This is a genomic window from Yersinia alsatica, from assembly GCF_902170305.1.
In the GTDB taxonomy this organism is placed as follows: domain Bacteria; phylum Pseudomonadota; class Gammaproteobacteria; order Enterobacterales; family Enterobacteriaceae; genus Yersinia; species Yersinia alsatica.
The window spans coordinates 24,331-42,787 of sequence record NZ_CABHWW010000006.1 but is presented as its reverse complement, the minus strand read 5'-3'; the positions used below and the strand labels follow the sequence as shown (position 1 = coordinate 42,787).

Below are 18,457 nucleotides of genomic sequence, written 5' to 3'. Positions count from 1 at the left end.
CCCTTAGTTTTATTTCTTCAGCTCATTCAAGCGATCGACTAATCCACTCAGACGAAGTGTTGGTGTGCGAATTGCACTCCCCAGCACCCCATCACTGCAATACAGCGTTAAGCGCTGACGCGCTCGAGTAATTGCGGTATAGACCAACTCTCGGGTTAACACTGGCATAAAAGTATTGGGTAATACCAACGCGGTATGTTCAAACTCCGACCCCTGAGATTTATGTACAGTCATCGCATAGGCGGTTTCATGGCTGGGAAGGCGGCTGGGTTGTACTGACTTTATGTTGCCATCGGGTAATTGGAAATGTACCCGCAGCTCTCCCTCAGAATCAATTAAAGCAATACCAATATCACCGTTGAATAAACCAAGCGCACTGTCATTTAACCCAATCATCACTGGTCGACCAACATACCAGCGCCCTGATGGCCCAGGGGAGCGTTCAATTAGCCGTTTGCGATGTAATAGCTGCTCAATCCGCTCATTTAAACCACTGACACCAAATGGCCCGGTACGTAATGCGCACAGCAGCTGATAACGGCCAAATGCCGCCAACACATCAGCGGCATGCGCGCCGGTGGTCGCCAGTTGAAGATAGTGCTGATAACCAGTAGCACAGTCTTCCAGCAATACTTGATAATCATCGGCATCAGCCAAAGAGAAACGTTCGATATCAGAATATGTGCCGTTTAAAACAGATAATGCATGGTGATACTTGCCAGCATTAACAGCCAAGGCGAGTTGCCCAATGCCGGATTTCTCATCGAAGCGATAGCTTTTACGCAGCAAACACAGGCTATCACGGACATTAACTGCGTCAGTTTGTACATCACCAATGGATATATTCCCGCTCAGTGTGCATCCTGTTAAGCGCGCTAATTGTTCAGCTCGCGCTGCGCTATAGCCCAGCTCGGCAAAGCGGCAAATATCCCCCAGCACCGCCCCCGCCTCAACCGACGCTAGTTGGTCTCGATCACCAAGAAAAATTACTTGAGCCTTGGCTGGTAGTGCAGCAATAAGCCGCGCCATCATGGGCAAATCCACCATGGAAGCTTCATCAACTACCAGCACATCAAGGTTTAATGGATTACCTCGGTGATAGCGCAGCCGCTGACTGTTAGGCTGAGCCCCCAGCAGGCGGTGTAATGTGGATGCCTGGTCAGGAAATAGCTTACGTTCATTATCAATCAATGGCAGTTGCCGAATGGCATTGCCCAGAGACTCAGTCAAGCGCGCCGCAGCCTTACCGGTCGGGGCGGCAAGTTGGATACGTAAACGTTGCCCTTGGCTAAGTTGTATCAGTGCGGTCAATAACTTGGCGACTGTAGTGGTTTTTCCGGTACCCGGTCCACCAGAAATCACGGAAATTCGACGGGTTGCAGCCACCGCAGCTGCCACTTTTTGCCAGTCAACTTCAGGGCCAGACTGCCCAAATAGACCATCGAGAGTTTCTCGCAGCAATGTTTCGTTGACGACTCTAGTTTCAGTAATGAATGAAGCGGCATTATCACTGGCAATAAAGCGCACGACATCCCCTTCGTATTGCCACATTCGTTGCAGATACAAACGGTCATTTTGCAAAACTAATGGCGTTGGCCGCGTACCATCACTGACCGCTGGAGAACTATTTAGAGCTTGAATCCAAAGCAATTTATCAGGCGAACCCGCCGTCTGCCACAGTGCTTGTGATAAGCCCGGCTGTCGACCACCAAATAGCTCATCCGGCTGCAAGTAGCTTAGTGGCAGACACACATGCCCAGCTCCAGCTTCAGCACTGAGAATAGCGGCAGCCAATTGCAGCATGGGATTGTCTTCACCGGCAATCATGCGCGAGAACTGAACATCCAGCGGGCGTAGTAAGTGGTCACGAACCGCCTGATCCAGTAACGCCATCATATTGCGTCCCTCTCATCTATCGAGGCGGAGCCACCTTCATCACTGAATTGCAGCTCAAAAGCACGACCACTGAATAGATTGTCCATTCCTTCAATCAGCTCCCATTCTGGGCGGCAGCTAAAAATACCGTTACCCGGATGCTGCTTATCGACTCCACGCAGGAAGAGATAGATGACGCCACCAAAGTCACGTTGATAATCATAATTCGCTAACCGATGACGCAGATAGCGGTGTAAAGCCAGAGTATATAGTTGATATTGCAGGTCATAGCGATGCTCAGCCATGGCTTGGGTCATCGCTTCAGCGGTATAAGCACTGCTGTCTTCACCCAACCAGTTAGACTTGTAATCCAGTAAGTAATATTTGCCTTGCCAGCAGAAAACCAAGTCAATAAATCCTTTAAGCATCCCTCTAACTTGCTGAAAATCCAATACCGGACACTGGCGAGAAAGTGGGTCATAGTGCTTGATTAAGGCGTCTAACTCTCGCGCTTGTAGCAGCGCGTCGATCGGCAGGTAAAATTGTAATTCCGCCTGCTTGCTCTGTGGCGTTAGCCCCGCCAGCGTCACACCCGTTTCATTCAGCGGGACTTGTACAATCTCGTTTAGCCACTGATGTAGCATGGGTGACCATTGCTCACCAAAGCCCTGCTGCTGTAATTGTTCGGTAAGCCATTCTTGATCAATGGGTTGGCTAAAATCCAAAGGTTCAAGTAGGTCATGCAGGAAAGTACCCGGCGCAGCACCGCGCGGGAAAGTATGAGGCGTTAAGAGGTTCTCGGTTATTACTGCTTGTTCACCCGCAGCATCGGTGTCCAGCCGGGGTAATAACTCTTGTAATGGCACATTTAATACTGGTGATATACCGTTTTTACTGGAACCATGCTGCTGTAGGCCGGAATAGCTGGTGACTCGCCAATAATCGTGTATCTGTCGGCTAAACTGACGCGCCGCTAGAGCTGGCAACGCTTCCGGTTGCGGTTGCCAAGGTGTTTCATTCAGTTGCCCTGCAGTCGATACAGCAATATCGCCCGCAGCCAATGTAGTTAGCTCTGCAAGTTTGTCAGCCAGATACTGTGCATCTCCAGCTTGCCCTTGCTGCACCAAATAGCCTAATGCACTAAGGTGCATGTCACTATCACCCTGCTTTTTTCGCCCGCCTTTAATCAGCGGAGCAATACCCACGCTGCAATGATAAACCGCGCGGGTAAGTGCCACGTATAATAACCGCAGGTCTTCCGCCAGACGCTCTTCTTCCGCCAGAGCCTGACTCTCTTCATCCGCATTGAGGTCAAGCAATGCTTCAAAGCTGTGGCGATCATGGTAGAGCACATCCTGTTGCTGGCGGAAATTCCCCACAAAAGGCAGCCATACCAATGGATATTCCAGCCCTTTCGATTTATGGATAGTAATAACTTGTACTAAATGGCGGTCACTTTCCAAACGCAATTGCTGGTTATCTGACTGATGATTTGGCTGTGCTATTTGTTGTGCCAACCAGCGGATTAGTGCGTGCTCACTATCAAGCTGTGATGCAGCCTCTTGCAATAACTCCCCCAGATGTAGCACGTCTGTTAGCCGCCTTTCCCCGCCGGGGGTAGCTAGCAGGTTTTCCGCTAAATGGCGGTGCGCCATAACCTCCCGCAGCATTGGCAGCACACCACGACGCTGCCAATGCTGGCGATAGCCATCGAATTCATCCACCAAAGCATCCCAAGCCCGCTCATCGTGATTTAATGCATCCAACATTTGGGCATCCAGCCCCAATATTCCAGTCGCCATAGCGCTGCGTAATGTCCGTTCCTGTTCAGGAGCAAGCACCGCCTGCAATAGCCACAGCAAGTCTTTGGCTTCCGTGGTGTCGAATACGCTGTCACGATTAGACAAATAAACCGATGGGATAGCCAACGCACTCAGTGCATCTCGCACCAATGCCGCCTCTGCCCGGCTACGTACCAATATGGTTATATCAGATGCCTGAACCGGCCTTGCACCTTTGGCGGTCACTAATTGAGCCAGCCCTTGCTGACCCGCAGTTAACCAGTCACGAATTTGAGCTGCGCACTGTCGCGCCATTAATTGTTGATATTCACTCACACCAACCCCTTCTCCTGGCTGTAGCCAGAAAGAGAGCGCAGGTTGTTTTTTCCCTTTTATTTCAAATGATAGCTGACTATTTTTTTCTGCAGGCGCCACATTTATAAACGGGATTTGCTCAAATAAGAAAGGGACTTTGACCAAACTAAATAGCCTGTTTACTGATTGCACCATCGGGAAAGATGAACGCCAGTTTGTCTCTAGTGTGTAGTGGGCACTTACTTCTGAACGGGCACGAATATAGGTAAAAATATCGGCACCACGGAATGCATAAATAGCCTGTTTAGGATCGCCGATCAGCAATAGGCCACAGTCACCTTGTCCGCCGTACAGCGTGTGGAAAATACGATATTGTTGCGGATCGGTATCCTGGAACTCATCAATCATGGCTACGGGATAACGAGTACGGATAGCTTGAGCCAATAACTCCCCACCCGGTTGCTGTAATGCCGCATCCAGTTTGCTGAGCAGGTCATCAAACCCCAGCTCTGCTCGCTGCCGTTTTTCCTGCTGAACGGAGGTGCGTATCTCACTGATGGCTCTGGCTAAAATCAGATCTCTTAGTGTCAGCGGTTGTTCATATATTCGGTCTATTACACTGAATAGAGCATGCTGGGGGGCGGCTCCTTTTTTGGTTTTTTCCAATAATACTGACTGGCGAAATTTTTCCAGCTCTTTGGGTAATTGGTAGTCACCGGTTTCTTGTGCTGCCCAAATACCGACTTTTTCTAACCAGTTAGGCAAATGTTTACTGCTGTAGCTGCGCTTATCGACACCAGAACCACTAATCAAAGCCTCTAACTCATGGGCAGCAGCACGCCACTGCTCTTTAACCGCATCAATTTGCACCACAATTTGTTGGTGCCGGCTGAGTATCGTTTCATCTTCACCGGGTGCTTGGCGAAATTTAGGCGTCTCACCCTGTAAATAAGCAGCAAGGTCTTTAAGCAGAGCTTCCGGGCCACTCCATTCTTGACTGACCGCCCGAGCGATCGTCAATGGGAGCGGATAACAGTGACGCCGCCAAAAATCGGCACAAGCTTGCCTGCGTAGTGGCAGTTCGTCTTGCACCAATGTTTGCTCAAATAAAATGCCAGACTCAAATGCATTGTTCGCCAGCATTCGCTGACAGAAGCCATGAATGGTGTAAATTGCCGCTTCATCCATTTGGCGCTCGGCCGCCAGCAATTGTACTGCGGCCTCGCCCAGATCGGTAATTTCAGCAAGTAAAGCTTTATGCATTGGATCATCACTGACTCCCCGCACGCACGCGATGCGCAACCCATGAATATTGTCGCGGATTCGCCCCCTTAACTCTTCAGTTGCCGCCTCGGTAAAGGTCACCACCAGGATCTCCTCTACCATCAGAGGGCGGCTAAATGCTGCCTCTCCACCTAAGCCCAGCAATAATCTGAGATAAAGCACCCCAATGGTAAAAGTTTTACCAGTACCGGCTGAGGCTTCAATCAGCCTCTCTCCATACAAGGGCAGCGTTAGCGGCTCCAGCCGCTGAGGAGTCATTGATGTCATGGAGCCAATACCTTCTGCGGTAAAGTTGCCTGCAAGGCAGACGTTGTTGGATACGTCGTCCACCCTTTAAGCTCCGCATACCCGCCAGCGGTTTGCCCTAAGCCTTTAACTTGAGAAAGCAGCGCCAAACCTTGCGGCTTGATAACCGCTTGCTGGAAGAAGTCTGCCAACGCCGTGTTAGTCAGTAGCTTCACCTGAGCAATCATTTTCTCGCGGCTATCAAACGCAAAATTATTACGATTGAAATCATTACTGTAACGGCTAGCTTCTTCATCCAGTGTTTGTGGACGTTGCAGTAATTGGTTGATTAGCCCCTGCTTATATTGTTCAAAATCAGCGGATTTCATGTCACGCAGACGCTTTTCAGCCTGTGGATAGAAGGCCAAATAGCGCTGATAAAGATAATCAGGTTGCTTGCTGTTGCTTTGCAGTAAGAAGCCCAAGCCCCACTGACGGCCAACCGACATTGGGAAGGCAAATACCGCATAGCCAAGTTGCTCTTCCGTACGTAGTTGATCATAGAACCATGGCTGAACAATTTGCCCCAGCAAAGCACTGTACGCCATCCCCTTAATCTCGCTATAACCGGTAGGAATGTAGACCGCCGCCAATGCAGCATCTGAGCTGCTGCCAAGCCGTTCCATATTGGCTAGCTGAGCCTTATCAACCACCACATCCTCACCCGTCCACCAAGTCGTGCCGGTCAAACTGAGTTGTTTTTTCAGCGATTCAGCCAGCTCAGTCACTTGTGGTGCGGTCATGTTGCCGACGGCCAAAACTTCTATTGCAGATTGTTTAAGCAAAGCATCACGATAGGTCACGATATCCTGCACACTAATAGTGTCCAGCAATTTGCGCCGCTCACTGCGTTCTGCATAAGGAACATGAGAGAGTAACTTGGCTGGCTGAATGGCCAGCTCATAAGCTTTGCCTTTCTCTGCAACTTCCAGTTGCTCACGATACCAAGACTTGGCCTGAGCTAATTGATCTTCTGTTGGTGTAAAGCCGGAATAACCTTCAACCAAAGAAGCGAGTAGCTGTGGCATCCGCTGTGTGAAGCCATTGGCAGTGGCATACAGGCCATTATTGGGTGCCGTCGAGAAGCTGATCCCGCCGATTGAGGCCTGATAACTCAGTTCATCAAGTGACAGGCCAGCCAGATAATCAGTTAGAGCAAACAGCACCTGATGGCGGGCAGTGTCCAGCGCATGTGGATTACGGAAAGCGACCGTGATATCAGCTTTGGGTTCGTCAGCAAAATATTGGCTTGGCATATAGAACACCCGCAACCCCGGTTGCTCTGCCACTTTTTGCGGCCGAGTTATATTTTTATCGACTTTGATTAAAGAGAAATCATCCGGAATATAGGGGTTAAGTGCCGGTAGACTCAGTTGGATGCCTTTCCCCAATTGTTGCCATTCTTGCATCTCTTGCGGGCTGATTTTATCGACCTGATAAGGGGCATCAACAAAATAGGCCACTTTGTTGTGCGGTTCATCTGGGCTGACGAACCAGATTCGAGCATTTTCTGGCGTCATTTCAGCCAGCCGGGCGGCAATGGCTTTCGGGTCATAATGGTCAGCCAAATAAGGGGCATCAAGTACGTGTGCGACAGGCACGCGCAGCATCATATCCACCAACCACTCGATGTAATCCATATCCCGCGTGATAGAGGGATAACGGAAATCCAGATTCAATACATGGGCAATTTCATCGAAATAACTCTTCTTAATGCCATCTTGGTGCAGCATGTTGATGTAGTCAAAAATGGCTGCCACCACCACGTCACGTTTCGCCAGGCCTTTGTCGGTAAGTGATACTGAAATGGAGAACACTCCCCCATTTCTATCGACCATTGGATCAGCACCAGCATTGATGGCATCGGCTAACCCCTGTTTTTGCAGCCAGTCAGACAAGGTATCTTTGCTGCGATTCCCAATCAAATAGCTAATATAGGTGTCTGTTTTGCTGCGGAATTCTGCACTGTTGTTGTCAATACGAAACTCGACTTTCAACTGTTTACGCGGTTGGGCCGGGACATAATGAATGATGATGCCGGTTTGATCGGGAGTGACAACAGGGACAGTAATCGGTGGCACTTTTGCATCCCGATTAGGAATACGGCCAAAAGTATCTGCCGCTAACTGGGCTAACTGCTCCAAAGATTGATTGCTATACAGCACACCCACCATCAAATTGGCTGAATAGTAATGATGATAGAAGCTCAACAGCTCATCATGTAGTTTGCCATCTGGCTTATCTTTGAGGGTATCCAGATTCCCCCCCGAGAAACGTGCACTCGGGTGAGCAGGATTAAGGGTTTCGGCATTAACTTGCGCCATGCGCATACCATCGCGGGAGCGGGCCATTGTCAATTCTGCGTTCACCGCATTACGTTCACGATCAGCATTAATTGGGTCTAGCAGAGGCTCTGCAATGGCATCTGCCAGGCGGTCAACCGCGGGGGCCAGTGCATCATTTTCAATTTCAAGATAGAAGGCTGTTCGGTAAGAAGCGGTACTCGCATTATGGCTACCGCCGTGTTTTTTCAAAAACTCAGAGAAACTACCGGGTTCAGGGAAGCGCTTAGATCCCATCAGCAACATGTGTTCTAAGTAATGGGCTAACCCTAGTTGATTATTGGGATCTTCCAGTGATCCAACGGGCAATGCTATAGCCGCCAAAGACTTAGGTGCTTGTTCATCAGAGACCAGCAACACTGTCATACCATTGAGCAATTTTATCGCCTGATATTTACGCAGGTCATGTTCACTCTTGTGAATAGTTTCTGCCAGTGGTCGCCACGCTGGTGTGGTAGCCCAACTCAGTGGAGCCAGCAGACCTAATAAGAAAAATATGCCAATGATCCGGGCAAACTGTTTATGCATTCCGTTTCTCCCCTAACCCTTTAGAAATTGCCGCTAAAACACGTATCCGGCTTCTTGTATTAAATATCGACGAAAAGTCTGCTTTGATGATGACCAGTACCTCACGCCTTATTATGGCGGGCTATTGGTAATAAATAACGTTCTGTTTCGTGTAATATCATGTCGAGATGTTGGTTATCTAGTAGGCGGAACACCCGCTGTATGTAGTGATCCTCTCCTTCCCCGGCGATCCGCTGATCACCTTGCCAAACCTGTAAAAGTTTCATTCTGGCTTTAGTTTGTGTTTCTTCATCCCATTGAATCTGGCCAGACTCACGATCAAAGCATTGGCTCAACCATGCCCAGCCACTTTTGCTCAGTAGCAGCAGAGGCTCGCACATACCTTGTTGATACCCAGTAATTAGCTGCTGTAAATATTGCCGAGCTTCATCGCAACTGAGAGGGGCATAGCGCCATGCCGTCCCTTTACGGCCATACATCCGGCTTTCCCCTTCTCCTCCTGCTGCGCAATACACCAAATGCTCAACCCACAATAGAAGCCCATCGACTGCGGTGAGAGCTGCGGGGCGCCAACGAATTAAGCCATCCTCCTGAATTTGATGGATCCATCCTGTAAGAGTGGTATCCCCCAATTCAATATTTAGCTCAATACTGTGGCTCTCTGTACGCTCACTTCGAATCTGTTGCGCTAATGGCACCATTTCCTCTTGCTGACTTTCCCAGTAAAGCTCACCAAAGGAGCCATAAGGAAGGTTGCCTGCCGCACGGGCACGGGAAAATACGGTAGTAATGTCACTGTCTTCTATCAGCGCATTCAACAACTGGGTATTAAACTGATAGCGATTAAGGTTATCTAAGGTAAATGGCTCTTCATCAGGCAATTCTGTCTCTTCGATAACAAAATTTACGCCCAGCCGTAGCTGAAAGAATGCCCGTACCGGATGGCGGTAAAAACGGATTAATTCATCCAGTGTAATTTCAGCTAATGGCTCAGGTGACAAGGGTTGATTAAACTGTGGATGTGCTTGCCCACGAGACTCAGCAGAAGGCAACCATTCAGCGGCATAGCTCTGCAATTCGCTATCTTGAATAAAGTTTTCTGCTGAAAATGGCATACGTGCGTGCCAACAAAGTAAATGTTGAATCACACGTTTGGCACTGTCATCAGCAGTGAGCGCTTCATCACCCGGCAAGCGATAACTTTGTGAAATGTATTCAATCAATTCACTGACCAGCACTGAAGGGTAGCGCTTGCTGTTGTCTTGAATCGAACGCCCGATATAACTGATATAAAGCTGTTGCTGGGCGGAGAGCAGTGCTTCAAGGAACAGATAGCGGTCATCGTCACGGCGGCTACGATCACCGCGGCGAACCTGTTTTGCCATTAAATCAAAACCAAGCGGAGGCAGAGTTCTTGGATAAACGCCGTCGTTCATACCTAATAAGCAAACAACTTTAAACGGGATAGAACGCATTGGCATCAAGGTGCAGAAATTAATGGGCCCGGCAAGGAAACGTTGGCTAATACGTTCATTATCCAGACGAGAGGCCAGCTCATCCCGCAGCAAATTAAGTGGCACGATATCTGGATATTGAGCAGCAATACCGTAACTGATAACTTTCTGCCACTGCTGCTCAATCAAGACTAAAACCGCTTCGGTTTCATTATCTGCTTCAAAAAAGGTATCCAATAATTGGCGGCATAGTGGTAGCCACTCACTAAGTGCGCGAGATTCGCTTAATTGCTGCCGCCATTGGCTCAATTGCATCAACATATCAGCCAATTGCCCAGCAAGCTCTGCTGCCAAGCCACTAGACTCGTCATAGGGTAAAACACCCTGCCAATCGCCAGCGGTGCTGTCCATGGCGTAACCCAACAGCATGCGAGTAATACCAAAATGCCAGGTATGCTGGCCAGTTGCGGGCAGAGACAACTCTCGCACATTGTCGTCATCTAATCCCCAACGGATGCCAGACTCCCCAACCCACTGCCGCAAACGGCGTAATCCATCTTCAGTAATGCCAAATTTATTCGCTAAGGCGGGGACTTCCAGCAAAGCCAGCACTTGCTCTGAGGTAAAACGGCTCTGAGGCAAATCCAGTAGCGTAATAAATGCCTGTAGAGCGGGATGAGCTTGACTGGCTTTGCGGTCAGAGATGGCAAACGGCAAATAACGCTCCCCGGTCGCATTACCAAATGTGGCCTGAATATAGGGGGTATAGCTGTCAATGTCTGCCACCATCACAATGATGTCGCGCTGGGTCAGCTCTGGATCGGCGGCTAATAATCGTAATAGATTATCTTGTAAGACTTCAACTTCACGTTGGGGGCTGTGACAAACGTGCAAGCTGAGAGAACGGTCTGTGAGTTGTAACTCCCGCTTTTGGTCACTGCGGGCTAAGGTTTCCGCAGTGGTGCCAATAATGGCGTGGTCTTCTAACTCCAGCATATCGTGCTGAATGCCATGCAATAGATTGTCCGGCTCGATATCAACAAAGGCATGAACCTCTTGGATTTCATCAACCTGAGACAATAAATACATATGGTCTCGTCCCAGCCGCCCCCACGAAGCTAACAGTGGGTTACTGAGATCCTGCTCGCCATCAGCATTAAATAACTGTTCTGCCTGCTCAGGATTGCGAAATAGTTTTACGTCTATCGACTCACGATAATGCCTGCGCTTGCGGCTCTGCAATTTAGCCAAAAAAGCATAATCCTGAATATCACCCCAGAAATAACGGCATGGGTTAGTAAACATCAGGTGAATATCAATGTGTTTACCCAGCGCCTGCAAGGCCTGTAAGTAGATGGGCGGTAATGCCGAGATGCCGCAAATAAACACACGTTTTGGCAGCCCCGCGGGGCAAACCTCGGATTCAAGTAGCGTGCGAATAAAACGCTGATAAAGATTGGCTCGATGCCATTCAGGTTGTTCTAACTGGCGGGTATAGCGCGTGAGTTCGCCCCACAGCAAAGCTTGCCATTGCTGTGCATCATCTAGGTTATCAATGAGTTGACCACGTTCCCAACTTTCAAGCCATTCTGGGCGATACACCAGATATTGGTCAAAAAGGTCAGCAACACGTGCAGCAAGCTGGTGAATTTTACGTTTATCGCTATCGTCACTTAAATAGCGTTTCATGGGGGAGAATGCCGGATTTTCCAATAAATCAGGCAGCAACCACATGAGTTTCCATGTCATCGCATCTTTACTGAATGCACTTTCCTTTGGGATCCCCGGTAATACACGGGTAAACATCTCCCAGATAAAGGTTGCAGGCAGAGGAAACTCAATATTGGCTGCGATACTGAATTGTTGCGCCAGTTGCATTTGCAGCCATTGCGCCATACCGGGGCTTTGAACCAGCACCACTTCTTGTTCGAAAGGGTTATCCAACGGCTCTCGTTCTATCAGCGCAGTCGTTAGCGCCTTAAGTAGATCCAATTGATTAGAATGATAGACCGTGAACATGATGACTCCCTTAAGGCACTATGGAGATATCCATAAATGATTAAACCAACTGATTATCACTTGCAGATAAATCCTGAGGTTTAATACTCTAACTTGATAATGAGTAAGCGCAATAGCTTACCTCTATTATCTCCCCTTTCGTTCTTGAGGCCGCGGGGATATCAACCGTTCTAAGAACAGAACCAACGGCTTAGCTCGGCCTGCTGTTTCGGTCTGATTACCAGGGTAAAATTAAACTCTGCGCACTCTCCGTCAACTTTGGTCATAAATTGCTGATAGCGCCAGTGGGATTTTGCGCCAGAAATAGATGACGCAGTAGGTTTCTTATCTCCGCCACTTTCAATATGTTGATTCAGCAAAGACCAAGCCTGCCGTTGTTGCCATAAGGAAGAGAATCCCTGTAAGAGTGCCTGATGGTATTGCAACAATCCCAGTAGCGAGACCGTGAAAAACAGCGCTGCAATTAACACCTCGGGTAGGCTAAAACCTTGCTGCTCACTCCGGCAATATAAGGTCTTGGTGGGCTGCTGCTGGTAACGGCATTTCAGTAAAGACAAAATTGAGCATCCTTATCAGGACAAAAATCCAACCAACCATGTGCAGTTTTGACCAATTGATAGCCACCGCTATGCTCTGTAACTGCATGCAATTTAACACGTTGATACAGCATCACGGGCGCTCCTGCGGATTGGCTCTCACCTCTTAAGATAAAAAAACCTGTCAGCGAGGCCGGTTTAATACAAGCTTTTAAGCCATATTGCTGATGCTCATTGCAATGCCATGTTGTTCCCGCTGGCCACGGCAGTGCGAATAACCAATGCTGTTTAAGTCCCCAGTTTAATGACGACGCCGCCTGGTTGAAGGCCCGTAAATGCCGCTGCTCCTCAGCGGTGATTTGCTGGATATTATCCAATTGCCGGTGCAGCGCAGATAGCAAAAATAGCCCCAGTACAAAAAGTGTGGCGACAGCAGCTAAGGTACTTGCTCCTTGTTGGTGATTCGGCTTCATAAGTTATGGCCACGAATGGTGTAAGTCAGCTGGTGATTGATTGCCGGATGACTTTTTCTTTGCCCTGCCAATTGCACCAGATAAACCTGTTCCGAGGTTTGCAGGGCTAATCGGCTCACAGAAAAGTGTGTGATAATAATCTGTTGCGGATCAAAGAGTTTTTCCCAACCATGAGCAGAACAATTCAGTTCACCACGCTGGCCTTCTAAGGCTTTATTACGCAGACGATAACCAAAATATTCAGATTGTGGATGTTTCTCCCCTTCCCATCGACCATTGCGATTAAGGTCATAAGCCACTATCAAACAAGAGTTCGCTATCTCTCCTGGATAATTATGTGTGGTCACCGCCTTTCCCTGACACTCGCCATGACAAAATCCTGCTCGCCTTAAGTCTTTTTCCAGTGCTGCCATAACCTGACCCAGAGTTAATTCCAGGTGATAATGCTGCTGCAAGAGTGATATTTTCTGACGCAACTTTGGGAAAGTCTGTGTGGCGGCCATAATCATCAAGCTGCCAATACTCAATGCCAGCATCATTTCCGGCAGAGTAAAACCAGCCATATATTTCTGTAAAAAATGGTCTGATGTAGCTGACTTTTTTGTCATCATTATTGGCATAAATGAATCCCTGCCATTGACTGTTCTTCACTGCACAACCTCATTCGCCCACGGCTGGAAATAACTAGCCGGATACGCCCTGCCGGGCTACTGAGGATAATATTTCCAGCTTGTGCCGTGTTCCTCACACCAAAGAAACCAATCTCTTTTTTTAAAGAAATCGCGATACTCACATCAGGATAAGGAGGACTAAACACAGAGCCTGCTAGTGAGGAACAGGGCATCACTGACTTATCGCCACTGCTTAAGCACCCCTGTCCATCAGGTTGCGCCCACAATAGTGCCGTGTAGTTGCCGCGATTAGCTTCAGCCTGTAAGTGTATTAAGAAAGCGAGTAACTGGCGGGCGCTATCCGTGAGCCTTTCGCGCTGTTGATAATGATGCCAACTTTGGGCTCCCCATGCAGTCATTGAACCCACCAATGCAATAACCAACAGCAGCTCAATAAGACTGATACCTTTTTGTTTTATAAAAATATTGTTTCTTTTAAAACAACCATTTTTTAGTGATTTTTTAATTTCCATGTCGCGAGTCTACATCGCTGAAATTTGTGTACCAGTCACTCATAACCAATCTTGGAAAGGGTGCGCAGGATTTTATTTATGGCGACAGAAATGCAGTAGAAATTGCGGAGCAGTTCGCAGTTTTTATTAAGTGTGGGGAGCGATAGAGAAGGCAAATAGTAGAGAAGCGATGAATATAAAACTGGGGCCATTGCGGCCCCAGTCAAAGAACTAAATAGCAATCGGTGCTTTGATTCCCGGATGAGGATCATATCCCTCAATCTCAAAATCTTCAAAACGATAGTCAAACAATGAATCAGGTTTACGTTTGATAATCAGTTTCGGCAATGCTCGCGGTTCGCGGCTCAATTGCAGTTGTGTTTGTTCTATGTGGTTGCTGTAGAGGTGCGTATCGCCCCCAGTCCAGACAAAATCACCCACTTCCAAATCACATTGCTGTGCCATCATATGAATCAGCAATGCATAGCTGGCAATGTTAAATGGCAACCCAAGGAACACATCGCAAGAACGTTGATATAACTGGCAAGACAGCTTGCCGTCAGCAACATAGAACTGGAAGAAAGCATGGCATGGCGCCAATGCCATTTGATCCAATTCACCCACATTCCAAGCAGAAACAATGATTCGGCGAGAATTTGGGTCTTGCTTCAACTGTTGAACCACGTTACTCAACTGATCAATTTTACGGCCATCTGCTGCGCCCCAGGCGCGCCACTGCTTGCCATAAACTGGGCCAAGGTCGCCGTTTTCATCAGCCCACTCATCCCAAATTGAGACGTTATTTTCCTTCAAATAAGCAATATTGGTATCGCCATTGAGGAACCATAACAGCTCATGAATGATTGAACGCAAATGGCAACGTTTAGTGGTCACCAGCGGGAAACCATCTTGTAAATTGAAACGCATCTGATGCCCAAAAATTGACACCGTCCCAGTACCGGTACGGTCATCTTTAGCAGTGCCTTCTGCCAGCACTTTTTTCATCAAATCCAGATACTGTTTCATATTACCTCACGAAAGTTGTTGCGCAGGACGGCGATACGCCCAAATCATCATAATGATACCGGCCAGAATCATAGGTACAGATAAGATCTGCCCCATGCTGATCACGCCGTCGAACAAGCCGAGCTGAGCATCTGGTTGGCGGAAACATTCCACAATAATACGGAACGCGCCATAACCAATCAGGAACAGGCCAGACACACTGCCCATTGGGCGCGGCTTGCGGATAAACAGATTTAGGATAATAAACAATACCACCCCTTCCAGCAGCATTTCATACAGTTGCGAAGGGTGACGCGGTAATACACCGTATTGGTTGAAAATCGCCTGCCATTTTGCCGGGTCTGCGGCAACAATCGCAATATCTTCACCACGAGAAGTTGGGAAGAGCATGGCCCACGGAGTGTCAGTCGTGACACGGCCCCACAGTTCGCCATTAATAAAATTACCTAAACGGCCAGCACCCAAGCCAAATGGTATTAAAGGAGCAATAAAATCAGAAACTTGGAAGAAATGGCGTTTGGTGCGGCGGGCAAACCACAGCATCACACAGATAACACCAATCAAACCACCGTGGAATGACATGCCGCCATCCCATACCTTGAACAGATACAGTGGATTGTCGAGGAACATCGGCAGGTTATAGAACAGAACATAGCCGACACGGCCACCAACAAACACCCCAAGGAAGCCGGCATAAAGGAGGTTTTCGACTTCTTCTTTGGTCCAGCCACTGCCTGGTTTATTGGCCCGACGAACCGCCAACCACATGGCAAAGACAAAGCCCACCAAATACATCAGGCCATACCAATGGAGGGAAACCGGGCCAATTGAGAAAATGACCGGATCAAATTTAGGAAACGCCAGATAGCTATTGCTCATCTATCACCACGAAATGTCTATTGTTCTTGCCCGGTTAGGGCTACAGGTAGCGCATAATAGCATAGGGCCGAGGAACTCTGGAAAGTCGCCAGAGAAAAGTTCTGTAAACAATGCTCACCCTGAAAAATAAACGCCCCGGCGCAATGTGTTTATGGGTATAGCCAAATTCATTGGCTCCGCAGCTAACCAGCAAGTGCTGGCCCGAAGAATGACTCTCATCATGCCGCTGAGCTGACTCAAATCAGTGATTCGGGCAAGCAAGAGCAGCTAACAACGCGAAGGAAAAAGGGCTATTTCCCACCACGGATTAACCCGCCCAACCCTCTACGTTCCATAAATGCCGCCGTTAAATGACGCACATCAGTAGTCATTTGGGCAGTAAGCACTCGCTCAGCCAATGCCTGTGCATCCGCTAACTCGATATTGCGCAGTAAGTATTTTATACGCGCCACACTGCGGCCATTCATACTGAGATTACGGTAACCCAACCCCACCAGCAGCAACGCGCCCATGGGGTCACCGGCCATTTCACCACAGAGACTCACCTGGAGACCAGACTGTGCCGCCTGAGTCAAAATGTGGCTCAGCACTTGCAGCATCGCGGGGTGTAAGCTGTCATACAGTGAAGCTACGTGGGTATTGTTGCGATCGACAGCCAGCAAATATTGTGTCAAATCGTTAGTGCCAACCGAGATAAAATCTACCCGAGATTTCAGATAAGGCAGCATGAAAATCATGGCTGGAACCTCAATCATCACGCCCAATTTTGGCTGTGGCAATTCATAACCTAAGACTTCCTGCACTTCACGCCCGGCGCGGTCAATCAGACGTTTTGCCTCATCCACCTCTTCAAGACTGGTGATCATCGGCAATAAGATCCCCAGATTACCGGTTCCAGCATTGGCACGGAGCATCGCTCTCACCTGGATCAAAAAGATCTCTGGCTGATCCAGCGTGACACGAATACCGCGCCAGCCCAGGCAAGGGTTCTCTTCGCTAATGGGCATGTAAGGCAGTTGTTTGTCTGCACCAATATCCAGTGTTCTCAGCGTGACCGGTTTATTCGGGTAAAGCTGTAACATGCCTTGATACTGGGCCACTTGTTCTTCTTCTGATGGGAAGCCGCTTTGTAGCATAAAAGGAATTTCAGTGCGGTACAGGCCGACACCATCAACTCGCCCACCCAGCAGTTGCTCATGTTCCGGGCTAAGGCCGGCATTAAGCATGACTTGAATCCGCTCACCACTTTTTAGCGCCGCAGGTTGCTCGACGTCATCTTCCGCCAGTTTACTGAGCTCGATCTCTTCAGTCACCAGCCGCTGATACTCTTTAACCAGCACGGGCTCTGGATCAACCAGCACCTCACCACGATAGCCATCGACAATCAATAACCGCTGATTAAGCAGCGCGGGTTGAATGTCAGCGCCCATTACCGTTGGGATCCCCATGGCGCGCACTAAAATGGCAGCATGGGAGTTAGCAGCGCCATCGCGCACCACGACCCCCGCCAGGCGATCCTGTGGTACTTCAGCCAGTAGTGTGGCGGTTAGCTCATCGGCCACCAGAATAAAACGCTCCGGCCATTGGCTGGCTCCGGAGGTTGTATCATCGAGATGGAACAATAAGCGCTGCCCCAACGCGCGCAAGTCACTGGCACGCTCACGCATGTAAGTGTCTTGTAGGCTGGCAAATTGCGCGGCAAATTGTTCAACCACCTGCTTAACCGCCCATTCTGCCACCGAACCGGCATCAATCTGAGCGAAAAGCTCGCGTTTTAGGCGGGCATCATTTAGCAAGTGAGAATAGAGATCAAAAATCGCCGCGCTCTCTTTTTGCGAGCTGGCGGCAAAGCGCTTACTGAAACGGCGGAATTCAGCCGCAGCCTCTTCCAATGCCTGGGTCAGGCGTTCACGTTCCAGAGCCGGATCGAGTGTCGAGGCTTCGTAAACCAAATCGAGGGACGGTTGCGATGTATCCTGCCACCCTTCAGCCACAGCAACACCGGGCGCCGCAGCCAGTGCGCGGATTCGGGTTTGGCGGTATTGGCCAAAAATCGCATTAAGCTGAGATTGAGACAGAATGCCTGCCAGCTGTGTCGCCAGCGTGACCATGAACGACTCTTCGCTCTCATCAAACTGACGATGCTCACGCTGTTGAACCACCAGCACGCCGAGCAACTGGCGGCGATAGATAATAGGCACCCCGAGAAACGCCCGGAAGCGATCCTCTTTAACTTGCGGAACATATTTAAAACTGGGGTGACTCTGGGCATCCGCCAGGTTAATTGGCTCGGCCAGACGCCCTACCAACCCGACAATACCTTCGTCAAAAGCCAGCGTAATAGTGCGACCACGGGGCTTTTTCAAACCCCGTGTCGCCATCAGGTAATAACAACGGCGGTCATTGTCTGCCAGATAAATCGAGCAAACTTCCGTGTCCATCGCCAGACAGGTTTCATTGACCAACAGCTCTAACGCATCCGTTAGAGTGGTTGCCATCGCCACTTTCTCAACTATTTCTCGCAAACGCGTGAGCAT

General features: G+C 49.0%; 11 protein-coding genes. All 11 read right to left on the bottom strand.

The features are described 5' to 3' along the window. Positions 1-9: 9 nt before the first annotated feature. Complete coding sequence (recD, locus tag FTA96_RS01675; RefSeq protein ID WP_391592619.1) at positions 10-1,893, bottom strand: exodeoxyribonuclease V subunit alpha; 1,884 nt, start codon at positions 1,891-1,893, stop codon at positions 10-12. Then, complete coding sequence (gene recB / locus FTA96_RS01670; protein WP_235897409.1) at positions 1,893-5,522, bottom strand: exodeoxyribonuclease V subunit beta; 3,630 nt, start codon at positions 5,520-5,522, stop codon at positions 1,893-1,895. The genes recD and recB overlap by 1 nt, the downstream gene beginning before the upstream one ends. Continuing rightward, positions 5,519-8,410 (bottom strand): pitrilysin, encoded by a 2,892-nt coding sequence (ptrA, locus tag FTA96_RS01665; RefSeq protein ID WP_145573068.1) that lies wholly within the window; start codon positions 8,408-8,410, stop codon positions 5,519-5,521. The genes recB and ptrA overlap by 4 nt, the downstream gene beginning before the upstream one ends. Positions 8,411-8,511: 101 nt before the next feature. Continuing rightward, positions 8,512-11,883, bottom strand: coding sequence for an exodeoxyribonuclease V subunit gamma (gene recC, locus FTA96_RS01660; protein WP_145573065.1), 3,372 nt, complete (start codon positions 11,881-11,883; stop codon positions 8,512-8,514). A gap of 170 nt (positions 11,884-12,053) precedes the next feature. Further along, entirely contained in the window at positions 12,054-12,431 is a 378-nt protein-coding gene (locus FTA96_RS01655) for a prepilin-type N-terminal cleavage/methylation domain-containing protein (RefSeq protein ID WP_134957224.1), read from the bottom strand. Continuing rightward, on the bottom strand, positions 12,428-12,892 hold the full coding sequence (locus FTA96_RS01650) for a YgdB family protein (RefSeq protein ID WP_050136218.1): 465 nt from the start codon (positions 12,890-12,892) through the stop codon (positions 12,428-12,430). The genes FTA96_RS01655 and FTA96_RS01650 overlap by 4 nt, the downstream gene beginning before the upstream one ends. Continuing rightward, a complete protein-coding gene (locus FTA96_RS01645) occupies positions 12,889-13,455 on the bottom strand; it encodes a prepilin peptidase-dependent protein (RefSeq protein WP_145573063.1) in 567 nt (188 codons plus the stop codon). Before FTA96_RS01645 ends, FTA96_RS01650 begins: the two co-directional genes overlap by 4 nt. 47 nt (positions 13,456-13,502) lie before the next feature. Then, a complete protein-coding gene (locus FTA96_RS01640) occupies positions 13,503-14,036 on the bottom strand; it encodes a prepilin peptidase-dependent protein (protein ID WP_145573061.1) in 534 nt (177 codons plus the stop codon). Between the two features lie 210 nt (positions 14,037-14,246). Further along, positions 14,247-15,041 carry a thymidylate synthase gene (gene thyA / locus FTA96_RS01635; protein ID WP_050109947.1) on the bottom strand — a complete coding sequence of 265 codons (795 nt, stop codon included), beginning with the start codon at positions 15,039-15,041 and terminating at the stop codon, positions 14,247-14,249. A 6-nt stretch (positions 15,042-15,047) separates the two neighbouring features. Then, positions 15,048-15,920 (bottom strand): prolipoprotein diacylglyceryl transferase, encoded by an 873-nt coding sequence (gene lgt, locus FTA96_RS01630; protein ID WP_050109948.1) that lies wholly within the window; start codon positions 15,918-15,920, stop codon positions 15,048-15,050. A 290-nt stretch (positions 15,921-16,210) separates the two neighbouring features. Further along, positions 16,211-18,457, bottom strand: a complete 2,247-nt coding sequence (gene ptsP / locus FTA96_RS01625) for a phosphoenolpyruvate--protein phosphotransferase (protein WP_050124015.1) — start codon at positions 18,455-18,457, stop codon at positions 16,211-16,213.

Excerpts from the sequence above, each read along its gene's own strand:
- recB (WP_235897409.1), bottom strand. The coding sequence starts at position 5,522 with ATGACATCAATGACTCCTCAGCGGCTGGAGCCGCTAACGCTGCCCTTG.
- FTA96_RS01640 (WP_145573061.1), bottom strand. The coding sequence starts at position 14,036 with ATGGAAATTAAAAAATCACTAAAAAATGGTTGTTTTAAAAGAAACAAT.
- recD (WP_391592619.1), bottom strand. The coding sequence starts at position 1,893 with ATGGCGTTACTGGATCAGGCGGTTCGTGACCACTTACTACGCCCGCTG.
- recC (WP_145573065.1), bottom strand. The coding sequence starts at position 11,883 with ATGTTCACGGTCTATCATTCTAATCAATTGGATCTACTTAAGGCGCTA.
- ptrA (WP_145573068.1), bottom strand. The coding sequence starts at position 8,410 with ATGCATAAACAGTTTGCCCGGATCATTGGCATATTTTTCTTATTAGGT.
- FTA96_RS01650 (WP_050136218.1), bottom strand. The coding sequence starts at position 12,892 with ATGAAGCCGAATCACCAACAAGGAGCAAGTACCTTAGCTGCTGTCGCC.
- ptsP (WP_050124015.1), bottom strand. The coding sequence starts at position 18,457 with ATGCTCACGCGTTTGCGAGAAATAGTTGAGAAAGTGGCGATGGCAACC.
- thyA (WP_050109947.1), bottom strand. The coding sequence starts at position 15,041 with ATGAAACAGTATCTGGATTTGATGAAAAAAGTGCTGGCAGAAGGCACT.
- FTA96_RS01645 (WP_145573063.1), bottom strand. The coding sequence starts at position 13,455 with ATGGCTGGTTTTACTCTGCCGGAAATGATGCTGGCATTGAGTATTGGC.
- lgt (WP_050109948.1), bottom strand. The coding sequence starts at position 15,920 with ATGAGCAATAGCTATCTGGCGTTTCCTAAATTTGATCCGGTCATTTTC.